The sequence below is a fragment of the Sphingomonas sp. Ell38C01 genome (genome assembly GCF_055231975.1).
The window spans coordinates 3,627,612-3,645,987 of sequence record NZ_JBUYVA010000001.1 but is presented as its reverse complement, the minus strand read 5'-3'; the positions used below and the strand labels follow the sequence as shown (position 1 = coordinate 3,645,987).

The following is an 18,376-nucleotide window of genomic DNA, read 5'->3' as shown; positions in this document are numbered from 1 at the left end:
CAAATGCACCGATCGTTAGGGGAGGGCGGGTAGGACGCGCGGATGCCCCGTCCGCGCAAGCCTGCCAGCCCATTTCGCTACTTCAACTCGTCGCCGGAGGTGATCCGGTTGGTGGTGTTGATGTACGTGCGCTTCCCGCTGTCGCTGCGCAATTTGGAGGATCTGCTGTTCGAGCGCGGGATCGACATTTGCCAAGAGACGGTACGGATGTGGTGGAACCGGTCCGGTCCGCTGTTCGCAGGCGACATCCGCCGCCGCGGGCGAGCCGGGTGCTGGGTTTCCGGCACTGGCGCTGGCACATGGACGAGATGTACGTGAAGCTGAACGGCGAGATGGTGTATCTCTGGCGTGCGGTCGATCACGAGGGCGAGATCCTGGAGAGCTACATCACCAGGACCCGCGACAAGGATGCAGCACTCACCTTCATGAAGAAGGCGCTCAAGCGCCACGGCGCCCCTGACAAGGTCACCACCGATGGCCTTCGCTCGTACCGCGCGGCGATGAAGGACCTAGGCAATGCCGAGAAGCAGGAGGTCGGCCGCTGGGCCAACAACTGGGTGGAGAACTCCCACCTGCCGTTTCGACGACGAGAGCGGGCGATGCTCCGGTTCAGGCGGATGAAGACGCTCCAAAAGTTCGCCTCGGTGCATGCCAACGTCCACAACCATTTCAGCCTGGAACGCCACCTCGCCGACCGACAGACCTACAGGCAACGCCGCTCAGCCGCACTGGCCAAGGGGCAGATCCTCGCGAGCTAGGCCGCTGCCCCCAAAGCCCAGAGTGCATCCTGTGGAGAGCGGTTCGCGTTAGACTGACAGCACTCACTAACCATCTACCCGGACCACCCGGTGGGGGCTGCTACCGCTACGACCGATGCCCTACCGTCCTCTTCTTCGTCATCGCCCTCGCGGCCACCATCATCTTCTGGCTATGACCAATGAGTTCTGACTCTAGACTGACAGTACCTGCGGTCGCTTGCTTCACGCACCCATGTTAAGTACGGCTGCTTAAAAAGGGTATTCGTGCATGAACGGTACACGAGTGTTGGTGGTCGGCAGCGTCAATCTGGACATCACGGTAAGCGTGCCAGCAATACCACGGCCGGGCCAGACGATCCTCGGCGGCGACGCGCGACAGACGGTCGGTGGCAAGGGGCTGAACCAGGCGGCGGCTGCGCAGGGGCTGGGTGGATGGGTCCGCTTCGTCGGGGCGATCGGCGACGATGCGTTCGGGGACAGCATCGCGCGTCATCTGGACACGCTCGGGCTGGCGGGTGACCTCGTTCCGACGATCGCCGATTGTCCGTCGGGCATCGCCCTCATCACGGTCGACGCAGCCGGTGCCAACGCGATCGCGGTATCCCCCGGCGCGAACGCGCGCGTCACGGTGGGGCAGGTGCAACGGGCGATTGCGGCGGAGCGACCCGACGCGGTGCTGGTCCAGTTGGAAATTCCCATCGCCACGGTCGTCGGCGCGCTCGAACAGGCGCGGCGGCAAGGGGCGAGGACGATCCTCAATCCGGCGCCGGCGGATGCAGCGATCCTCGATCACCTGCACCTTGTCGACGTGCTGATCCCGAACGAACATGAACTGGCCGAACTGACCGGCGCGGCGGTGGCCGACGTGCTGGCCGGTGGTGCGGCGCTGGACCGCGCCGTGATCGACCTGCAGGCGCGCAGCGGCGGAACGATCCTGGTCACCCGCGGAGGCGAGGGTTGTCTGGCGTTCGATGGCGTTGTCTTCATCCGTATGCCCGCGTTCGCCGTGACGGTCGTCGATACGACGGGCGCGGGCGATGTCTTCAACGGCATGTTCGCCGCGGCGATCGGGGCGGGGGCCGAGCTTGAGGATGCGATGCGTACGGCGTCGGCTGCGGCAGCGCTGTCGGTCACGCGCCGCACCGCGCAGGGCAGCGCACCGACGCTGGACGAGGTCCGCGCGCTGATCGACGGAACCAAGGCATAATGGTCGCGGTGATGTCGCGACAGGAGCGTGGGATGACGATGGACAGGCGATCGGCGATCGGCGGAATCTCGGCGCTGGCGCTGGCCCCCGCGGCATGGCGCGCGACGGCGGCGCCGGTGCGGCGACCCAATATCCTGTTCCTGCTCGCCGACGACTGGGGCTGGGGCGGGGCGCGGCCGATCGACCCGTCCAACGCGCGGATGCCCAATCTCGACCGTCTGCGGCGGACGGGAATGGACTTCACCAACGCCTTTGCCGCCGCGCCGTCGTGCACCGCGTCGCGCGGCGCGATCCTGTCGGGCCGATGGCCGTGGCGGTTGCGCGAGGGCGCGAACCTGCAGGGCAGCCTGCCGCGCGACATACCGTTGTACACCGAGATGCTGGCGCAGGCGGGGTATCACGTCGGGGCGACCGGCAAGGGCTGGGCACCCGGATCGATCGAGGCCGCGGGCCGCACGCTGAACCCGGCGGGGCGGGACTATGCGTCGTTCGATGCGTTTCTGGCGGCGCGACCAGCGGGCGCAGGGTTCTGTTTCTGGATGGGAACCGCCGACCCGCACCGGCCCTTCCGCAAGGGCATCGGTGTGGAAAGCGGGATCGATCCGCGTTCCGTCGATGTGCCCCCCTATCTGCCCGATACCCCCATGGTCCGCAGCGACATCGCCGATTATCGCTATGGTCTGGAACGCGTCGACCGCGATCTGGGGCTGGCACTGGCGCGGCTGGAGCGGGATGGCGAACTCGACAATACACTGGTCGTCGTGACCGGGGACAATGGCTGGCCGTTCCCGCGCGCGAAAGCGACATTGTTCGATGCGGGCTGGCATGTGCCGCTGACGATCGCGTGGTCGGGGCGCATCCGGGCCGGGGGGACCAGCGACGCGATGATCAGCCTGATCGACCTGGCGGCGACGTTCCTCGATGTGGCGGGCGTGTCGCGCCCGCGGACGATGGACGCGCAGAGCCTGGTGCCCCTGCTGTTCGGCCAGCGGACGCAGCATCGCCCGGCCGTGCTGGGCGGGATGGAGCGCCACATGGACGGGCGCGCGGTGGCGGGGCAGGGCTATCCGGCGCGGGCACTGCGCACCCGCGATCACCTGTATATCCGCAACTTCCGGCCAGATCGCTGGCCCGCTGGCGACCCGGAACGGCGCGCGGTGACCGCGACCGACGTCGAGAGCGATATCTGGACCGCCTTCGCCGATATCGACAAGGGGCCGACCAAGGCGGAGGTCGTCACCCGGCCGGAGTTCCGGGCGTTCCGCGCGCTGGCGACGGCGCGACACCCGGCGCGAATGCTGTTCGACGTCCGCGCCGATCCGTTCGAGTTCCGGGACCTGGCCAGCGATCCGAGATACCTTGCGCTGGCCGATACGCTCGACCGGCGGCTCCTTGCCGAGCTGCGCCGGACCAACGACCCGCGCGTGCTCGATCCGGCGAGCGACGTGTTCGACCAGTACCGGCCCAACGCCAGCGGCGCCTTCGCGCGGCCGGCGGACTGGCAGGGCCACTGAGCGGCCTGGCGAACGTTGCAGATTTTCGAACGGCGTGGGCGGTTTAAAAGCGCCGCAACATGGCCCTCTGTCAACCCGCTGATCCACCATGAAAAATTCTCAAGCGCGGTGTCGTAGAGTTAAAGGGCGCCGGCACGACTCACCAAATATAAGTATATTGACTTAAATCCACCGTCCCGGCAGTTTGCTCCCCGGATCGCGAGACGCTCCACGCCGCGGTTCACATCCTTTGGGGGGAACAGACATGGTTGCGCTTCGTCACGACACCCTGCGTCGGTCGCGCGTCGTCCTGCTGGCGGCGACGACGCTGGCCGGCCTGCTCGCCCCCGCCGCCCAGGCCCAGGATGCCCAGCCGCAGCGCACCGAGGCGGACGCGCGGGCGGGCGAGGGCGCGGCCGGCGATATCGTCGTCACCGGCATCCGCGGCAGTCTGACCCAGGCGGTCGACATCAAGCGCGATTCGGCGTCGATCGTCGATGCGATCAGTGCAGAGGATATCGGCAAGTTTCCCGACACCAATATCGCCGAGTCGGTCCAGCGCATCACCGGCGTCCAGATCAACCGCACCCGCGGCGAGGGGCGGACGGTCAACATCCGCGGCCTGCCGGCCAATTTCACGCTGACTACGCTCAACGGCCGGTTGCTCCCCAACGCCATTTCGAACGCCACGTCGTCGTCGTCGCGGACGTTCGACTTCTCGATCATGGCGCCCGAATTCGTCCGCACGCTGGAGGTGTCGAAGTCGCCGACCGCCGACCTGGAGGACGGCGGGCTTGCGGGTAACGTCAACATCCAGACCCCGCATGCCCTGTCGATCCGCAAGATGATCCTGTCAGGATCGGCGCAGGGCGAATATTCCAGCAACAACGGCAAGACTTCGCCGCGCGTCTCGGCGATCTTTGCCGACACCTTCTTCGACCACCGGCTGGGCGTAACTCTGGGGCTGTCCTACACCCGGCGGCGGGGCGAGACGCATCAGGTCAGCCAGGCCTATACCACCGCGCAGGAAGCCGCCGGCCGCGACTATAATGGTGACGGGGTCATCAACGCCGCCCAGACCTATCGCACGCTGGCATCGGGCTTCTACAGCATCTTCCAGGAAGACAGCGAGCGGATCGGCGGGATCGGGTCGATAGAATTCCAGGCGACCGACAGCCTGCGCTTCACGATCGACGGCTTCTACAGCCACCTCGACGTGGTCAACGTCGCCAACCAGCATCTCCATTTCAACCAGATGAACCCGGTCGTCGTCAGTTCGGCGGTGCAGGCGCTGGAGGGGATGGGGACGGTCACCAGCACCCGGCTGCGCAATCTCGACCTGCGCGATATCGGCCGCGTCGAGGATCGCAGCGGCGACATCGCCAACTCGGTGGCGTCGGTGAAGTACAAGCGGGACGGCTGGGACGTCTCGGTCGAGGGTTCCTACGGCAAATCGACCCAGACGCGCAGCAACCTGGGCCTCGCCAACCAGATCGTGAACAACGCCAGCACCTCGACCGGTGAAGTGAGCTACACCGCGGTGCCCGGCGACATCGTCGGCACGACGACCTACTTCGCCGGCTTCGACCAAGCGCGGCTGAGCCCGGCCAATTTCCGCCTGCTCAGCATCAACGGCGAATTCAACCGCCGCAGCCGCGACACCGTCTGGGATCTGAAGGCCGACGTGCGCCGCGACGTGGACGACAGCATCGTGACGCGGATCAGCGCCGGTGCCAAATATGCCGATCGCGCAATCTATCAGGACAACAACGCCCTGAACGTCGCGGTCGCCGGGTTGCGCACGCTGCGCCCCGACACGCCGGCCGGGCTGGTGTCGGGATCGCTCAGCGCCGCGCCCTACATGACCCAGGTGTCTGCGGGTAAGGGCGCGTTCCTGGGCAGCTACGACGGGCCCGTCACCTTCCCGACGACGTGGCTCAGCGCGGACTATCGACTGTTCACCGCGGGCATTACTGACGCTCAGCTTGCCGCCGCCGGAACGATCACCAACGACGCGTCCGGCGTGATCGACGTCTCCGAACGCACGCTGGCCGGCTATGCCCGCGTCGACTGGGCGTCGGGGCCGCTGACCGGCAACCTGGGCCTGCGCGTGGTCAGGACGTGGCAGGCGTCGACCGGCGCGGTGCCGAACTTCAACGGCATCACCGTCGATGCCGAAGGGGGCAACGTCCTGCGCCTGCCCGTGTCGACGGCGACTGCGGTGAAGAAAGACTATACCGACCTGCTGCCCAGCCTGAACATGAAGTGGGAAGCGGCCGACGACCTTCTGGTCCGCCTGGCGGCGTCGCGCACGCTGACGCGGCCGAACCTGATCGAGATCTCGCCATCGGCGACCGCCAGCTTCTTCAACCTGACAGTGGTGAAGAACAATCCGCTGCTCGATCCCTTCCGCGCCGACAATCTGGACCTGTCGGTCGAATATTATTTCGGCCAGGGCAATCTGGTCGGCGCGGCGCTGTTCTACAAGAATCTGCGTTCGCTGGTGCGGCGCCAGATCAGCATCCAGACCTATCCGGTCACCTTCCTGCGCGCGGCGGGCAACACGGTCGAGAACCGCAATTTCGCGGTCAGCGAACTGGTCAACGGCGGCGGCGTGAAGGTGAAGGGCGTCGAACTCTACTACCAGCAGGCGTTCACCGGCCTGCCGGCGCCGCTCGACGGGCTCGGCACGATCGTCAACTACACCTACATCGACAATTCCGACCCGCTGCAGCTGACCGCGGCGTCGAAGCATAATTTCAACCTGATCGGCTATTATGAAAAGGGGCCGGTCGGCCTGCGCCTATCCTATTCGTGGCGCGACGGCTTCCTGACGACTGCTCCGGCGTTTCCGGTGATGGGCGAGAAGGTGAAGGCCTATGGCACGCTCGATGCCAGCCTGAGCCTGAAGATCACGCCGCAGATCAGCGCGACGCTGGAGGCGCTGAACCTAACCGATGCCGACGACGTAACGCTTTTTACAACCAACCTGCCGTCGGTCTACACCGATCCGGGCCGCCGGTTCATCGCCGGGTTCCGCTTCTCATTCTGAATTCGCCGAAAGGATACCGGGGGTGCCAAAGCTGACACGTACGATCCGGCACCTGACTCTGGCCGCTGTATGGGCGACGTCCGGTGCGACCGGTGCGCTGGCGGCCGGACGGGCGGTCGACCGCAGCGTGCTGCCGATCCCGCTGCCCGTTTTCCGGGGCGAGATCGGCCCGACGCTCGCCACGTCGCGCGTCGAAGGCGCCGCCGGGGTGCCGGTGCAGGCTCCAAAGGGTGCCCCCAACATCCTGCTTATCCTGCTCGACGATGCCGGCTATGCGCAGACGAGCACCTTCGGCGGACCGATCCCGACGCCGACGCTCGACGCGCTGGCGAAGAATGGCCTGCGATATCCGCGTTTCCACGTCGCCTCGATGTGTTCGCCGACGCGCGCGGCGCTGCTCGGCGGGCGCAACAACCATGTCATGGGCATGGGCCAGATCTCGAACATCACCGGACCCTATCCGGGCTATACCGCGATGCTGCCGCCCGACGCGGCGCTGGTGTCGGAGGTGCTGCGCGGCAACGGATACTCGACCGCACTGTTCGGCAAATGGCATCTGACGCCGTCGCGCGAACTGTCGATCGCCGGGCCGTTCGATCGCTGGCCCACGCGGCAGGGGTTCGATCATTTCTGGGGTTTCCTGGCGGCCGAGGCCGACCAGTTCAACCCGCAGCTGACGCAGGACCAGAGCCCGGTCGACTTCGCCAAGCCCCCCGGTCGCGACGATTACACGCTGACCGAGGGGATGGCCGACCACGCGATCGCGTGGATCCGCTCGCAGGAATCGGTGGCGAGGGATCGGCCATTCTTCGTCTATTTCGCGCCCGGCGCGGTGCACGAGCCGCAACAGGCGCCCAGGGCATGGATCGACCGATTCAGGGGCCGGTTCGACATGGGCTGGGACGCGTATCGCGAGGCGGCGCTGGCGCGGCAGAAGGCGCTGGGCATCGTGCCCCCCGATACCCGCCTGTCCCCGCGACCGAAGGAAATCCCCGCGTGGGCCACCCTGTCGCGCGAGGAGCAGCGGGCGCAGGCGCGCGAGATGGAGGTGTTCGCCGGGATGGTGGCGCAGACCGATCAAGAGATCGGGCGGGTGATCGATGCGGTGCGCGCGACCGGGCAACTCGACAACACCCTAATCGTGTTCCTGACCGGCGACAATGGCGCGTCGCAGGAGGGTGGGCCAGAGGGCGCGACCAACACGATGGGCTACATCAACGGTATCGCCGAGACGCTGGCGGCGAAGCAGGCGAAGGCCGCGATGCTGGGCGGGCCGCATGCCAGCGGCGGTTACTCGGCGGGCTGGGCCTGGGCGGGCAATACGCCGTTCCCGTGGGGCAAGCGGATCGGGTCGTCGCTCGGCGGATCGATGAACGGCATGGTCGTGCAATGGCCGCGGCGAATCCGCGATGCGGGCGTGATCCGCACCCAGTTCGGCCATGTCATCGATATCGCGCCGACCCTGCTGGAGGCGGCCGGAGTGCCGCAGCCGCGGACGGTGAATGGCGTCGCGCAGCGGCCGATGGACGGCCGCAGCCTGCTTGCGACGATCGACGACGCCCGCGCTCCGGCGCCGCGATCGATTCAGTATAACGAGATGCTCGGCAGCGTCTCGATCCTGCAGGACGGCTGGATGGCGTCGCGGTGGAGCGGCATCCTGCCCTGGTCGCACCGCGGGCCGCAGCCGGGGCAGGCGCCGCCGGCCGAACAACCGTGGCAATTGTTTGACCTCAACACCGATTTCTCGCAATCGACCGACGTCGCACGACGCCATCCGGCACGGCTCAAAACGCTGCAGGCGCTGTTCGAGGCCGAGGCGCGGCGCAACCGGGTCTATCCGCTGTCGCCCGCCACGACCTTCGTCGAACCGCTGCGCGCGCCCGCCTTCGCCGCGACCTATTACGGACGGACGCGGCTCTATGCCTGGCCGCCGCTCGAGAACCGCAGCTATACGCTGACCGCGCGGATCATCGTGCCGGTGGGCAAGGGCGACGGCGTGATCGCGAGCGCGGGCGCGGATTCGGGCGGCTGGTCGCTCCACGTGCGGGACGGGCGCATCACCTACACCTATAATTATTTCCAGCAGCGGGTGACGACGATCGTCGCCGATGCGCCGCTGCTGCCCGGGCCGGCGATAGTCGCCCTGCGGATCGCGGCGCAGGGGACGACGCCGGGCGGGCCGGCTGCGGTGACGCTGACGGTGAACGACGTCGAGGTCGCGCGCGGCGTGCTGCCGGAGACGACGCCGGGAAAATTCTCCTACGAGGACACGTTCGACATCGGCGAGGACAGCGGATCGCCGGTTGCCGACTATCCGGTGCCCTCGGCCTATCCCGGAACGATCGAACGCGTCGACCTGACCGTCGATCCGCGCAACGGCTGACGAGGGTATGGCAATGAACAAGCGGGATGTACTCAAGCGGGCGTCGCTGCTGGCGCTGGCCGGGCTGGTGCCCGGCGCGGCGGCGGGTCAGGCGCCTGCGGCCAAGCGGCCGAACATCCTGTTCATCATCGCCGACGACCTCGACTATTCCCTGCTCGACTTCATGGGCGGGCCCAAGGGGCTGATGCCCAACACCGCCGCGCTGGCGGCGCGGTCGCACCGGCTGGTCAACGCGCGCGCGGTCGCGCCGATCTGCCAGCCTTCGCGCGAGGCGCTGCTGTCGGGCCGGCTGCCGCACAACAGCGGCGCGATGGGCTTCGATCCGATGCGGGAAGGGACGCCGACCCTCGTCACGATGTTGCAGTCGCAGGGCTATGTCGCGGGCACGGTGCGCAAGATCGAACATATGCTGCCGGCGTCGTCCTTCCCGTGGGACTATGCGCAGGGGGCGGGGACGTTCGCGCGCGCGTCGACCGATCGCAACCCGCTACTGTATCCGGCGGGACTCGAGCTTGCGATCGCCGAGGCGCGGTCGCGGTTCCGGCCGTTCCTGTTCTGCTGTAACATCAGCGACCCGCACCGGCCGTTCTACGGCAGTCCGGCGGGGATGCAGATGGACCACCAGAACGAGGGACCATATCGCATTGCGCGTCCGGTGGGACCGGCCGACGTCGTCGTGCCGGCATGCCTGGAGGATCTGCCGCAGGTGCGCGCCGAGATCTCGCAATATTGGAACAGCGCCCAGCGGCTGGACGTCTCGGTCGGCAAGGTGCTGGCGGCGCTGAAAGCGAGCGGCGCAGCAGACGACACGATTCTGGTGTTCCTGTCCGACAACGGCATGCCGATGCCGTTCGCCAAGGCGACCGTGTACGACAGCGGGACGCGCTGCCCGGTACTGATCTCCTGGCCGGGGATGCCGCCGCCGCGGACGCACGACGCCCCGACGACGCACGTCGATATCGTACCCACGCTGCTTGACATGCTGCACGTGCCTGCTCCGGCGGGTCTCGACGGCCGGTCGCTGCTGCCGCTGCTGACAGGCGTGACGTCGACGCTGACCGACCATGCCGTCACCTATGTCAACACGCTGGCGGGCGGTGCCAATTATCCGCAGCGCGCGATTCAGACTAGGCAATTCGCCTATCTGTTCAGCCCATGGTCGGACGGAACGCTGGCGTTTCAGGCCGAGAGCATGCGCGGCCTGACCTACCCCGCGATGGTCGAGGCGGCGAAAACCGATCCCGCGATCGCCGAACGCGTGAAGCAATACCGCTACGGCACGGTCGAGGCGTTCTACGATATCGTCGCCGATCCGGGGCAGCGCCGCAACCTGATCGGCAGCCGCCGCCACGCCGCGCAGATCACGCGGATGAAGGGGCAGTTGCGCGAGCACATGCGCCGCACCGCCGACCCGCAGCTCGACAATTTCCTGCGGCTGGGGACCGGGCAACCGATGGTCGTCCCCCAGGCAAAGGCCGGCGGGGACAAGGTGGAGTGACGCCGGCAATCTGCCAGGCGCTGTCGTCGTGAAGACCCCGTCCGCATCCGCACCGATCGACGCCCGCACTGCCGGCATGCTGCACTTGCCCGGCGGCACGTTTGCGATCGGATCGGACCGCTATTACCCCGAGGAGGCGCCGGTCCGCCGGGTCAGGGTCGGCGCGTTCTGGATCGACGAGACGCCCGTCACCAATCGCGATTTCGCGCGTTTCGTGGCGGCGACGCGCCATCGCACCTTCGCCGAGATCGCACCCGACCCCGCCGACTATCCCGACATGCTGCCCGGCATGGCGCAGGCCGGGTCGCTGCTGTTCCAGCGGACGTCCGGGCCCGTCGACCTGAGCGACTATGCGCAGTGGTGGACGTTCAGCTTCGGCACCGACTGGCGCCACCCGCACGGGCCGGACAGCGACCTCGGCGCGCTGTGGGATCATCCCGTCGTCCACGTCAATTACGACGATGCCGCGGCCTATGCGGCGTGGGCGGGCAAGGCGCTGCCGACCGAGGCGGAATGGGAATATGCCGCGCGCGGCGGACTGGACGACGCCGATTTCGCCTGGGGCGATGAACTGGCACCCGGCGGCGTCCACCGCGCTAACACCTGGCAGGGGCTGTTCCCGTTCAGCAACCTGCTCGACGACGGTTACGAGCGGACATCGCCGGTGCGCGCGTTTCCGGCCAACGGCTATGGCCTGTACGACATGATCGGCAACGTCTGGGAATGGACCGCCGACTGGTATGCGATGCCGCGCCGCCACGTGAAGGCCAGGGGCGCCTGCTGCGTCCCCGCCAACCCGCGCGGCGCGACGCGGCGCGAGAGTGTCGATGCCGCGCAGGGCGATACGCGGTTCGGGCGCAAGGTTCTGAAGGGCGGATCGCACCTGTGCGCACCAAACTATTGCCAGCGTTACCGACCCGCCGCGCGGCATCCCCAGACGACCGACAGCGCGACCAGCCATATCGGCTTTCGCTGCGTGATCCGCGGCGCCTAGCCGACCCGCCCGCTGCGGTTGGAGACAAGTCGCCCGCCGACCCACACCGCGGCCAGGTTGGACGCGGTCGCGTTGAGCAGGATGCGCGACACCAGATCCTGGTTCATCGCGCATCCGAACCGCCGGATGCCGCCATGGGCGTGGTCATAGTCGACCAGCACCGCATCGAAGTGATAGCCGGCCCGGAACAGCCCGATCGGCAGGCCCAGTGCTTCCCCGCCGCCGCGGGTGGCGAGGTGGAAGGCGGTGGCGAGCGTCACGCGTGACCCCGTCCGGCCGCGCCGGTCGCGCGACAGGGCGGGATCGACGCCCTTCTCCAGCTGGCGCGAGGCATTGAATGCCGCGCGCACCGACCCGAGCATTGCGGGATCGTATCCACCCGACACGTCGCTGCCGAGCCCGACGCGGACCGATCGCGACAGCGCGTGCGCCAGCGGGAAGACGGCGTCGGAGAAATGAATGTTCGACAGCGGGCAATGCGCGACCGCACTGCCACGCGTGCGCAGCAGGTCCATGTCGGTATCGTCCAGGAAATTGCCATGGGCCAGTACGGTGTGCTTGCCGAGCAGGCCGAATCGGTCAAGGCTGTGGGCGTCGGTCATGCCGTGGCGGTCGAGGACGTAGCCATGTTCCCAGTCGCTTTCCGAACAATGCGTCTGGACGTGGCAGCCGGTCTCGCGGGCGAGCGCGCCCAGGCCATAGAGCACCTCGTCGCTGCACGCGGGAATGAAGCGCGGGGTGATGACCGGAAGGACGCGACGATCCGCGTTGTCGGGATGCGCATGCAGATAGTCGATGAGCGCGCGGTTGTCGGCGAGCGCCGCTGCGGGGGAGGCGTCGCGGTAATCCGGCGGGCAGCTGTCGGCCAAGTCCATCGTCACCTTGCCGACCAGCGCGCGCTGGCCGCGATCCAGGCAGATGTCGGCGAGCAGCTTCGTCGCGGCGAGATGGATCGTTGCGAAGTACAGCGCGGTCGTCGTGCCCGACGCCAGCAGGTCGTCGACCACCGCGGAATAGACGGTGGTCGCGAGCTCCAGGTCTTCGAAGCGCCGCTCGGTCGGGAAAGTATAGTGCTGCAGCCAGTCCTCGAGCGGCAGGTCGAGCGCGGTGCCGATCTGGGCATATTGCGGGGCGTGGCAGTGAAGATCGACCATGCCGGGCATCAGGCACGTGCCCGCGGGCAGTGCATACAGGCGCCCGCTGGCGGCATGGCGGTCGATTAGCGCCTGGCCGCCTGCCGCGTCGGCATTGATCACCTGCGCGCACCGACCCGCCGCGTCGACCTCGATCAGCCCGTCGGCGACGATCGTAATCGCGTCGGCATCGGTGGCGTGGAAATAGGCGCCCCTGACCAGAAACGCCGCGCCTGTGCTCACATCCATGGCTTCAGATCCCTACAAGCGCCTTGCCGTGCCGATATATTGTTCTAGGAAATCGCCATGCCGCAACTTGCCGACATGCCGGTGCCGATGACGCTCGATACCACGACGACGTCGGGCAAGCTGATGGCGGTCGGCGAGACGATGATGGGTCGCCGCGGGTTCAGCGTCGCGATGCACGAGATCGCGCAGGAAGCGCAGCAGGCCAACAAATATTCGGTGCAGTATCATTTCGGCAGCCGCGAGGGGCTGGTCGGCGCGATCTTCGAGGCGCGCGGGCGGCTGATCTTCGAACGGCGCGCCGAATTGCTCGGCATCGCGGGCCGTGCGCGCCGGCTGCGCAACGTGGCGGCGCTGCTGGAGGTCATCTACCTGCCGATCGCCGAACAGGTCGATGCGCAGGGGCGGCACAGCTTCGCGCGCTTCTGGCTGCACTATTATGCCCGCCCCGACGCGGGCGGACTGCACCTCCACCCGTTCGGTGACGACGTGGCGCAGTATGAGACGATCATAGACCGGCTGGCGGGTGTCCTGAAACTCGACTCCGACCTGGTCACCCACCAGTTGCAGCTGATCGGCTGGATGTTCTTCGCCTCGCTGATCGACCGCGAAAGCCGCGATGCGGCCAGCGGCCTGGTATCCAGCCTGTTCGACGTGCTCGACAATGCCATCGCGCTGGCCGTGCCCGCCATATCGAACTTTGCGCAAGTGCGGCGCAGAATGAGATCGGGTGATGGGCACGTTCAGTAGATTTACTTAAACTCAGGATTTTGGCAAGGTGGCATCCGCGCCACCCCATCCGGCGCGATTGGCGCAGGACACCGGCGTGACGCACAACCGTTTCATCATCGACACCGATACCGCGGGCGACGATTGCTTCGCACTGCTGCTGGCGCTGTCGGACCCCGACACGACGGTCGAGGCGGTGACGATCTGCAACGGCAACGTCGATTTCGACCAGCAGGTCGAGAACGCGCTCTACACGATCGAGGTCGCCGGGCTGGGCGGGCAGGTGCCGGTGATACCGGGCTGTCGTCGCCCCCTGCTGCGCGACCCGATCGACGCGACCTATGTGTTCGGCCGCGACGGCATGAGCGACATGTCCTTCGACCGTGCGCTCCAGCGGCCGGACGAGGCGCATGCCGTCGACGCGATGATCGAATGCATTATGCGCAACCCAGGCGAGATCAGCCTGATCGCGTTGGCACCATTGACCAACATCGCGGTCGCAGTGGCGAAGGAGCCGCGGATCGCACAGGCGGTGCGCCATCTGTGGATCATGGGCGGGACCGACAATGGCATCGGCAACGTGACGCCGGCCGCCGAATTCAACATCTACGTCGATCCTGAGGCGGCGGCGATCGTGCTGCGTGCTGGATTCCCGACGTCGATGTTCACCTGGACCGGCACGGTCGCGCACTCGCGGCTGACCGAGGACGACCTGGCGGCGCTGGAGGCGTTAGGGACGGCGCGGTCGCGCTTCTTCACCGACGTCAACCGCCAGTCGTCGCGGTTCAGCCGCGACCGCTACGGCCACGGCGGGACGCTGCATCCCGATGCCATGCTGATGGCGTGCGCGCTCGACGCAGGGTCGATCCTGGGCCATCGGATGAGCCGGGTCGAGGTCAGTACGGAGCAGGGGCTGACCCGCGGCTATACTAGCGTGTCGTCGACCCTGCTGCCCGATCAGGCGGAGGCCGACCCGGCGCTGGGCACGGCGGGCGAGGCCAATGTCCGCATCCTCGAGAAGGTCGACACCGCGGGGTTCCGCGAGCGACTGAGGCTTGCGCTGGCAGGATAGCGGTCACACCAGCGCGGTGACCAGCCCGACCACCGTGGTGGTGAAGAAGGTCGTGACCAGCGCAGCGGCCAGTGCCCGCATGCCCAGCGCCGCGACATCGTGGCGCCGCTCGGGCACGATCGACGAGAACAGGCCGATCACGATCGCGACGCTGCCGAAATTGGCGAAGTTGCTGAGCGCGAAGGTCATCATGACCAGACCGTGCGGCGAGATCGCGCCCGGCGGCAGCGCGAGAACGCGGGTATAGGCCAGCACCTCGTTGGCAGCGACCTTGCTGCCGATGATGCTCGCCGCGGTCGACACGTCGCCGCCCGGAAAGCCCATCAGCCAGGCGGCGGGAGTCAGCAGCCAGCCGAGAATCCGCGCGACGCTCAGGCCGCCGGGGACCGGAAACAGCATCAGCACGGTGTCGATCAGCGCGAAGATCGCGACGAACACGATCAGTAGCACGACGACCGTCACCGCCAGCCGCACCGCCGCCATCGCGCCCTCCGCGACCGCGTCGACCAGCCCGTGGTAGCGGCTTTCCATCGCGATCGGCGTGCCCTGCGTCACCGTGTCGTCGGGCAGGATGGCGCGCGCTACCGCGATCGCCATCGGCGTGCCGATCAAGGTCGCCATCAGGATATAGCCGAACGCATCGGGGGTGCGCTGGCCCATAATCGTGCCCAGCACCACCATCATCGATCCGCCGACGATCGCCATGCTGTTGACCATCAGGATGAAGATCTCGCTGCGCGTCATCGCGGGCAGCAGCGGCTTGATGAGCAATGGCGCCTCGACGCTGCCGAGCAGGATGCTGGCCGACGAGAAGGTGCCGACCGGGCCGCTGACGCCCAGCAGGCGCTGGAACACGCGACCCGCGACGCGGATGACCGGCGGCAGGACGCGCAGGTGCCACAGCACCGCCGACAGCGATCCGACGAGCAGGATGACCGGCACCGCCTGGAATGCGAACAGGAACGGCGCCCTTGCCCCTTGCGCCATCACGAACGGCTGTTGGCCTCCCGCCAGATAGCCAAAGACGAACCCCGTGCCGGTGGTCGCCGCCGCCTGGATCGCCAGCACCCCGTGCGACAGCCACAAGAAGCCGGAGGTGACGATCGGCGTGCGCGTCAGCAACAACGCCAGCACGACCTGAAAGCCCAGCCCTCGCGCCATCAATCCGACCGGAAAGCCACGCTTGCGCGACGACAACAGCCAGACGATGCCGGTGAACACCCCGAGCCCGATAAGTGCGCGCAAGATTTCCGACATCGCGTTCCGATCTGTCCCGTGCGGCCTGCGAGATGGGAGCGGGACCGCAGAGCTCAGGTCCGATGCGTATCACCGGGGCCGGATCAGCACAACGAGTTAAGTGATAATACTCAAGTCGAAGCGGAGGGCATTGTCAGACGGGTACTGTCAGACCTGCTGTTCGAGCGCGGGATCGATATCTGCCAAGAGACGGTACGGATGTGGTGGAACCGGTTCGGTCCGATGTTCGCGGGCGACATCCGCCGCCGCGGGCGAGCCGGGTGCTGGGTTTCCGGCACTGGCGCTGGCACATGGACGAGATGTACGTGAAGCCGAACGGCGAGATGGTGTATCTCTGGCGTGCGGTCGATCACGAGGGCGAGATCCTGGAGAGGTACATCACCAGGACCCGCGACAAGGATGCGGCACTCACCTTCATGAAGAAGGCGCTCAAGCGCCACGGCGCCCCTGACAAGGTCACCACCGATGGCCTTCGCTCGTACCGCGCGGCGATGAAGGACCTAGGCAATGCCGAGAAGCAGCAGGTCGGCCGCTGGGCCAACAACCGGGTGGAGAACTCCCACCTGCCGTTTCGACGACGAGAGCGGGCGATGCTCCGGTTCAGGCGGATGAAGACGCTCCAAAAGTTCGCCTCGATACATGCCAACGTCCACAACCATTTCAGCCTGGAACGCCATCTCGTCGACCGACAGACCTACAAGCAACGCCGCTCGGCCGCACTGGCCGAGTGGCAAATCCTCGCGAGCTAGGCTGCCGCACCCAAAGCCCGGAGTGCATCGTGTAGAGAGCGGTTCATGTTAGACTGACAGCACCGTTTTGGGTGTTAAACCTGTTTCACGGCAAGTTTTTATTGCATCGCCGGCGTGACGGGCTCGGTGCATCGTCGATGGCGAGCGAGCGTGCAAAAATCGGCGGAAATGTGCGGATAGTAAGCTTCTTCAAACACGGCTGGAGCACGGCAGCCGCACGTCGTGGCGATATCAGAACAGGTTCTGAACAGGTATTTAACCGGGCAAAACAGGTAACTTGGCGGTCGGCAACAAAGAATCGACACACACACTAGAAACCTCTTGCATCCAGTCGCGACGGAGCATCGATAGATATCAGGCCGTGTGAGAGCGCAACTATCGTCGCCCAAGGAAAGAAACGCCGATCAGGTTTCTCGTCCGTAAGGATGAGTGGCTCGATCTGCGGTCCTTTGCGGGTCGATCGAGCTATTCACCCCTGCGGCATGCTGTGGGGTGCTGATATGAAGTCCATTGCTACCTGTTTGTTGAAGCCAGCGCTTCTTGAAAAGAGTGCTAGGATCAAGAAAGCGCAGAAGGCCTGCTCGTTAACCCAGGCGGTGGTTCGCGTTAGACTGACAGCAGCGAATATCGACCTCGCGCATCGCCGCAATCAGGGCATGATGACCGAGCGGCCGGTCACCGTCGTTCGGCACGGCGACGTGACGGGTCGCCAACACCTGCTCGACCGGATCGGGGAGGCGTCACGTGACGCGGACGGTCGCGTTCACCGGGCCACCAAGGACGGCAAAGGTGCGTCGGCCCGCACCAGACCCTCCGTTGCCAGTGCTTGCCAGAAGGCATCGGGAATAGGGAATCGATATCCGTCGAGCGTCTGCGCCAAGCGATACGGATCGCCGATGCCCGGCAGGACGCTGGCGACGCACGGATGCGCCAGCGGGAATTGCAGCGCCGCCGCCGACAACGGGACCGCGAAGCCATCCGCGATCGCCTCGATCCGCCGCACCCGCGCGACGACGTCGGCCGGGGCGGGGCCGTAGTCGTAGAACGGCGTGCCCGATCCACGCGTACCGGTGGCCAGGATGCCGCTGTTGTATGGCGCCCCGGCGATCACCGACACGCCGTTTGCCGCGCACAGTGGAAACAGGGCGTCGAGCGGGGTTTGTTCGAGCAACGTGTAGCGATTGGCGAGCAGCAACACGTCAACCGGCGCGGCGCGGATCGCGTCGATGCACACGTGCACCTCGTTCACCCCCAGCCCGAATGCCGAGATCGCCCCCTGTTCGCGCAGCGACACCAGTGCATCGAACCCGCCGCCCGTCGTGAGCTGCTCCCAATAGCCGTCATGCGCGTCGCCCTGCACGAAGCGGCCGATGTCGTGGACCAGCAGCACATCGATGCGATCGAGGCCCAGGCGATGCAGGCTGGCCTCGAACGACCGCAAAATGCCGTCGCGGCTGTAATCATACGTGACGCGGAACGGCATTGGCGAGAGGAAGCCGTCGCGCGCTTCCGTCGCCGAGGCGGAGGGGTCGGGCGCCAGCAACCGACCCGCCTTTGTCGACAGGACGACGCCGGAACGATGTTCGCGCAGCGCATCGCCGACGCGTCGCTCGCTGAGACCTCGACCGTAGAAGGGCGCGGTATCGACGAAGTTGATCCCGGCCGCCAGCGCCGCATGCACCGCCGCCTGCGCTGTCGCGTCGTCAATGGGCCGGTTCAGATTGCCAAGTGAGGCCGCACCGAAGCCGAGTTCGGTCACATGGAGCGCCGTGCGCCCGAGCGGGCGGGTAGGCAGATCGATCATC

Annotated in this window: 11 protein-coding genes and 2 pseudogenes; 10 read left to right on the top strand and 3 right to left on the bottom strand. The window is 66.8% G+C overall.

Translation table 11 applies throughout. The features are described from left to right. Positions 1-42: 42 nt before the first annotated feature. From ACV7NO_RS17190 to ACV7NO_RS17160, 7 genes and pseudogenes are all read left to right on the top strand, one after another. A pseudogene (locus ACV7NO_RS17190) lies at positions 43-758 on the top strand (IS6 family transposase). 268 nt (positions 759-1,026) lie between these two features. Then, a complete protein-coding gene (locus ACV7NO_RS17185) occupies positions 1,027-1,965 on the top strand; it encodes a ribokinase (protein ID WP_463407167.1) in 939 nt (312 codons plus the stop codon). Positions 1,966-1,997: 32 nt separating this feature from the next. Continuing rightward, a complete protein-coding gene (locus ACV7NO_RS17180; protein ID WP_463407166.1) occupies positions 1,998-3,479 on the top strand; it encodes a sulfatase family protein in 1,482 nt (493 codons plus the stop codon). Between the two features lie 244 nt (positions 3,480-3,723). Then, on the top strand, positions 3,724-6,510 hold the full coding sequence (locus ACV7NO_RS17175; RefSeq protein ID WP_463407165.1) for a TonB-dependent receptor: 2,787 nt from the start codon (positions 3,724-3,726) through the stop codon (positions 6,508-6,510). A gap of 22 nt (positions 6,511-6,532) precedes the next feature. Further along, on the top strand, positions 6,533-8,893 hold the full coding sequence (locus tag ACV7NO_RS17170) for an arylsulfatase (RefSeq protein WP_463407164.1): 2,361 nt from the start codon (positions 6,533-6,535) through the stop codon (positions 8,891-8,893). Between the two features lie 13 nt (positions 8,894-8,906). Then, on the top strand, positions 8,907-10,391 hold the full coding sequence (locus tag ACV7NO_RS17165; protein ID WP_463407163.1) for a sulfatase family protein: 1,485 nt from the start codon (positions 8,907-8,909) through the stop codon (positions 10,389-10,391). A gap of 76 nt (positions 10,392-10,467) precedes the next feature. Continuing rightward, on the top strand, positions 10,468-11,385 hold the full coding sequence (locus tag ACV7NO_RS17160) for a formylglycine-generating enzyme family protein (RefSeq protein ID WP_463407387.1): 918 nt from the start codon (positions 10,468-10,470) through the stop codon (positions 11,383-11,385). On the opposite strand, the gene guaD is transcribed toward ACV7NO_RS17160, so the two are convergent. Further along, the gene (gene guaD, locus ACV7NO_RS17155; RefSeq protein WP_463407162.1) at positions 11,382-12,767 is read right to left on the bottom strand and encodes a guanine deaminase; all 1,386 of its coding nucleotides are present in this window, start codon (positions 12,765-12,767) and stop codon (positions 11,382-11,384) included. The two genes, ACV7NO_RS17160 and guaD, sit on opposite strands and share 4 nt — an antisense overlap. Before the next feature lie 57 nt (positions 12,768-12,824). Here guaD and ACV7NO_RS17150 point away from each other — a divergent pair, with 57 nt between their 5' ends. Further along, on the top strand, positions 12,825-13,514 hold the full coding sequence (locus ACV7NO_RS17150) for a hypothetical protein (protein WP_463407161.1): 690 nt from the start codon (positions 12,825-12,827) through the stop codon (positions 13,512-13,514). 76 nt (positions 13,515-13,590) lie between these two features. Continuing rightward, entirely contained in the window at positions 13,591-14,565 is a 975-nt protein-coding gene (locus ACV7NO_RS17145; protein ID WP_463407160.1) for a nucleoside hydrolase, read from the top strand. Between the two features lie 3 nt (positions 14,566-14,568). Here ACV7NO_RS17145 and ACV7NO_RS17140 read toward each other — a convergent pair whose 3' ends face one another. Then, the gene (locus tag ACV7NO_RS17140; protein ID WP_463407159.1) at positions 14,569-15,810 is read right to left on the bottom strand and encodes a NupC/NupG family nucleoside CNT transporter; all 1,242 of its coding nucleotides are present in this window, start codon (positions 15,808-15,810) and stop codon (positions 14,569-14,571) included. 150 nt (positions 15,811-15,960) lie between these two features. Between ACV7NO_RS17140 and ACV7NO_RS17135 the strand changes: the two are divergent. After that, positions 15,961-16,571: pseudogene (locus ACV7NO_RS17135) on the top strand (IS6 family transposase); the annotation flags it as partial. Between the two features lie 763 nt (positions 16,572-17,334). Here ACV7NO_RS17135 and ACV7NO_RS17130 read toward each other — a convergent pair. Beyond that, a complete protein-coding gene (locus ACV7NO_RS17130; RefSeq protein ID WP_463407158.1) occupies positions 17,335-18,375 on the bottom strand; it encodes an aldo/keto reductase in 1,041 nt (346 codons plus the stop codon). Position 18,376: the final 1 nt, after the last annotated feature.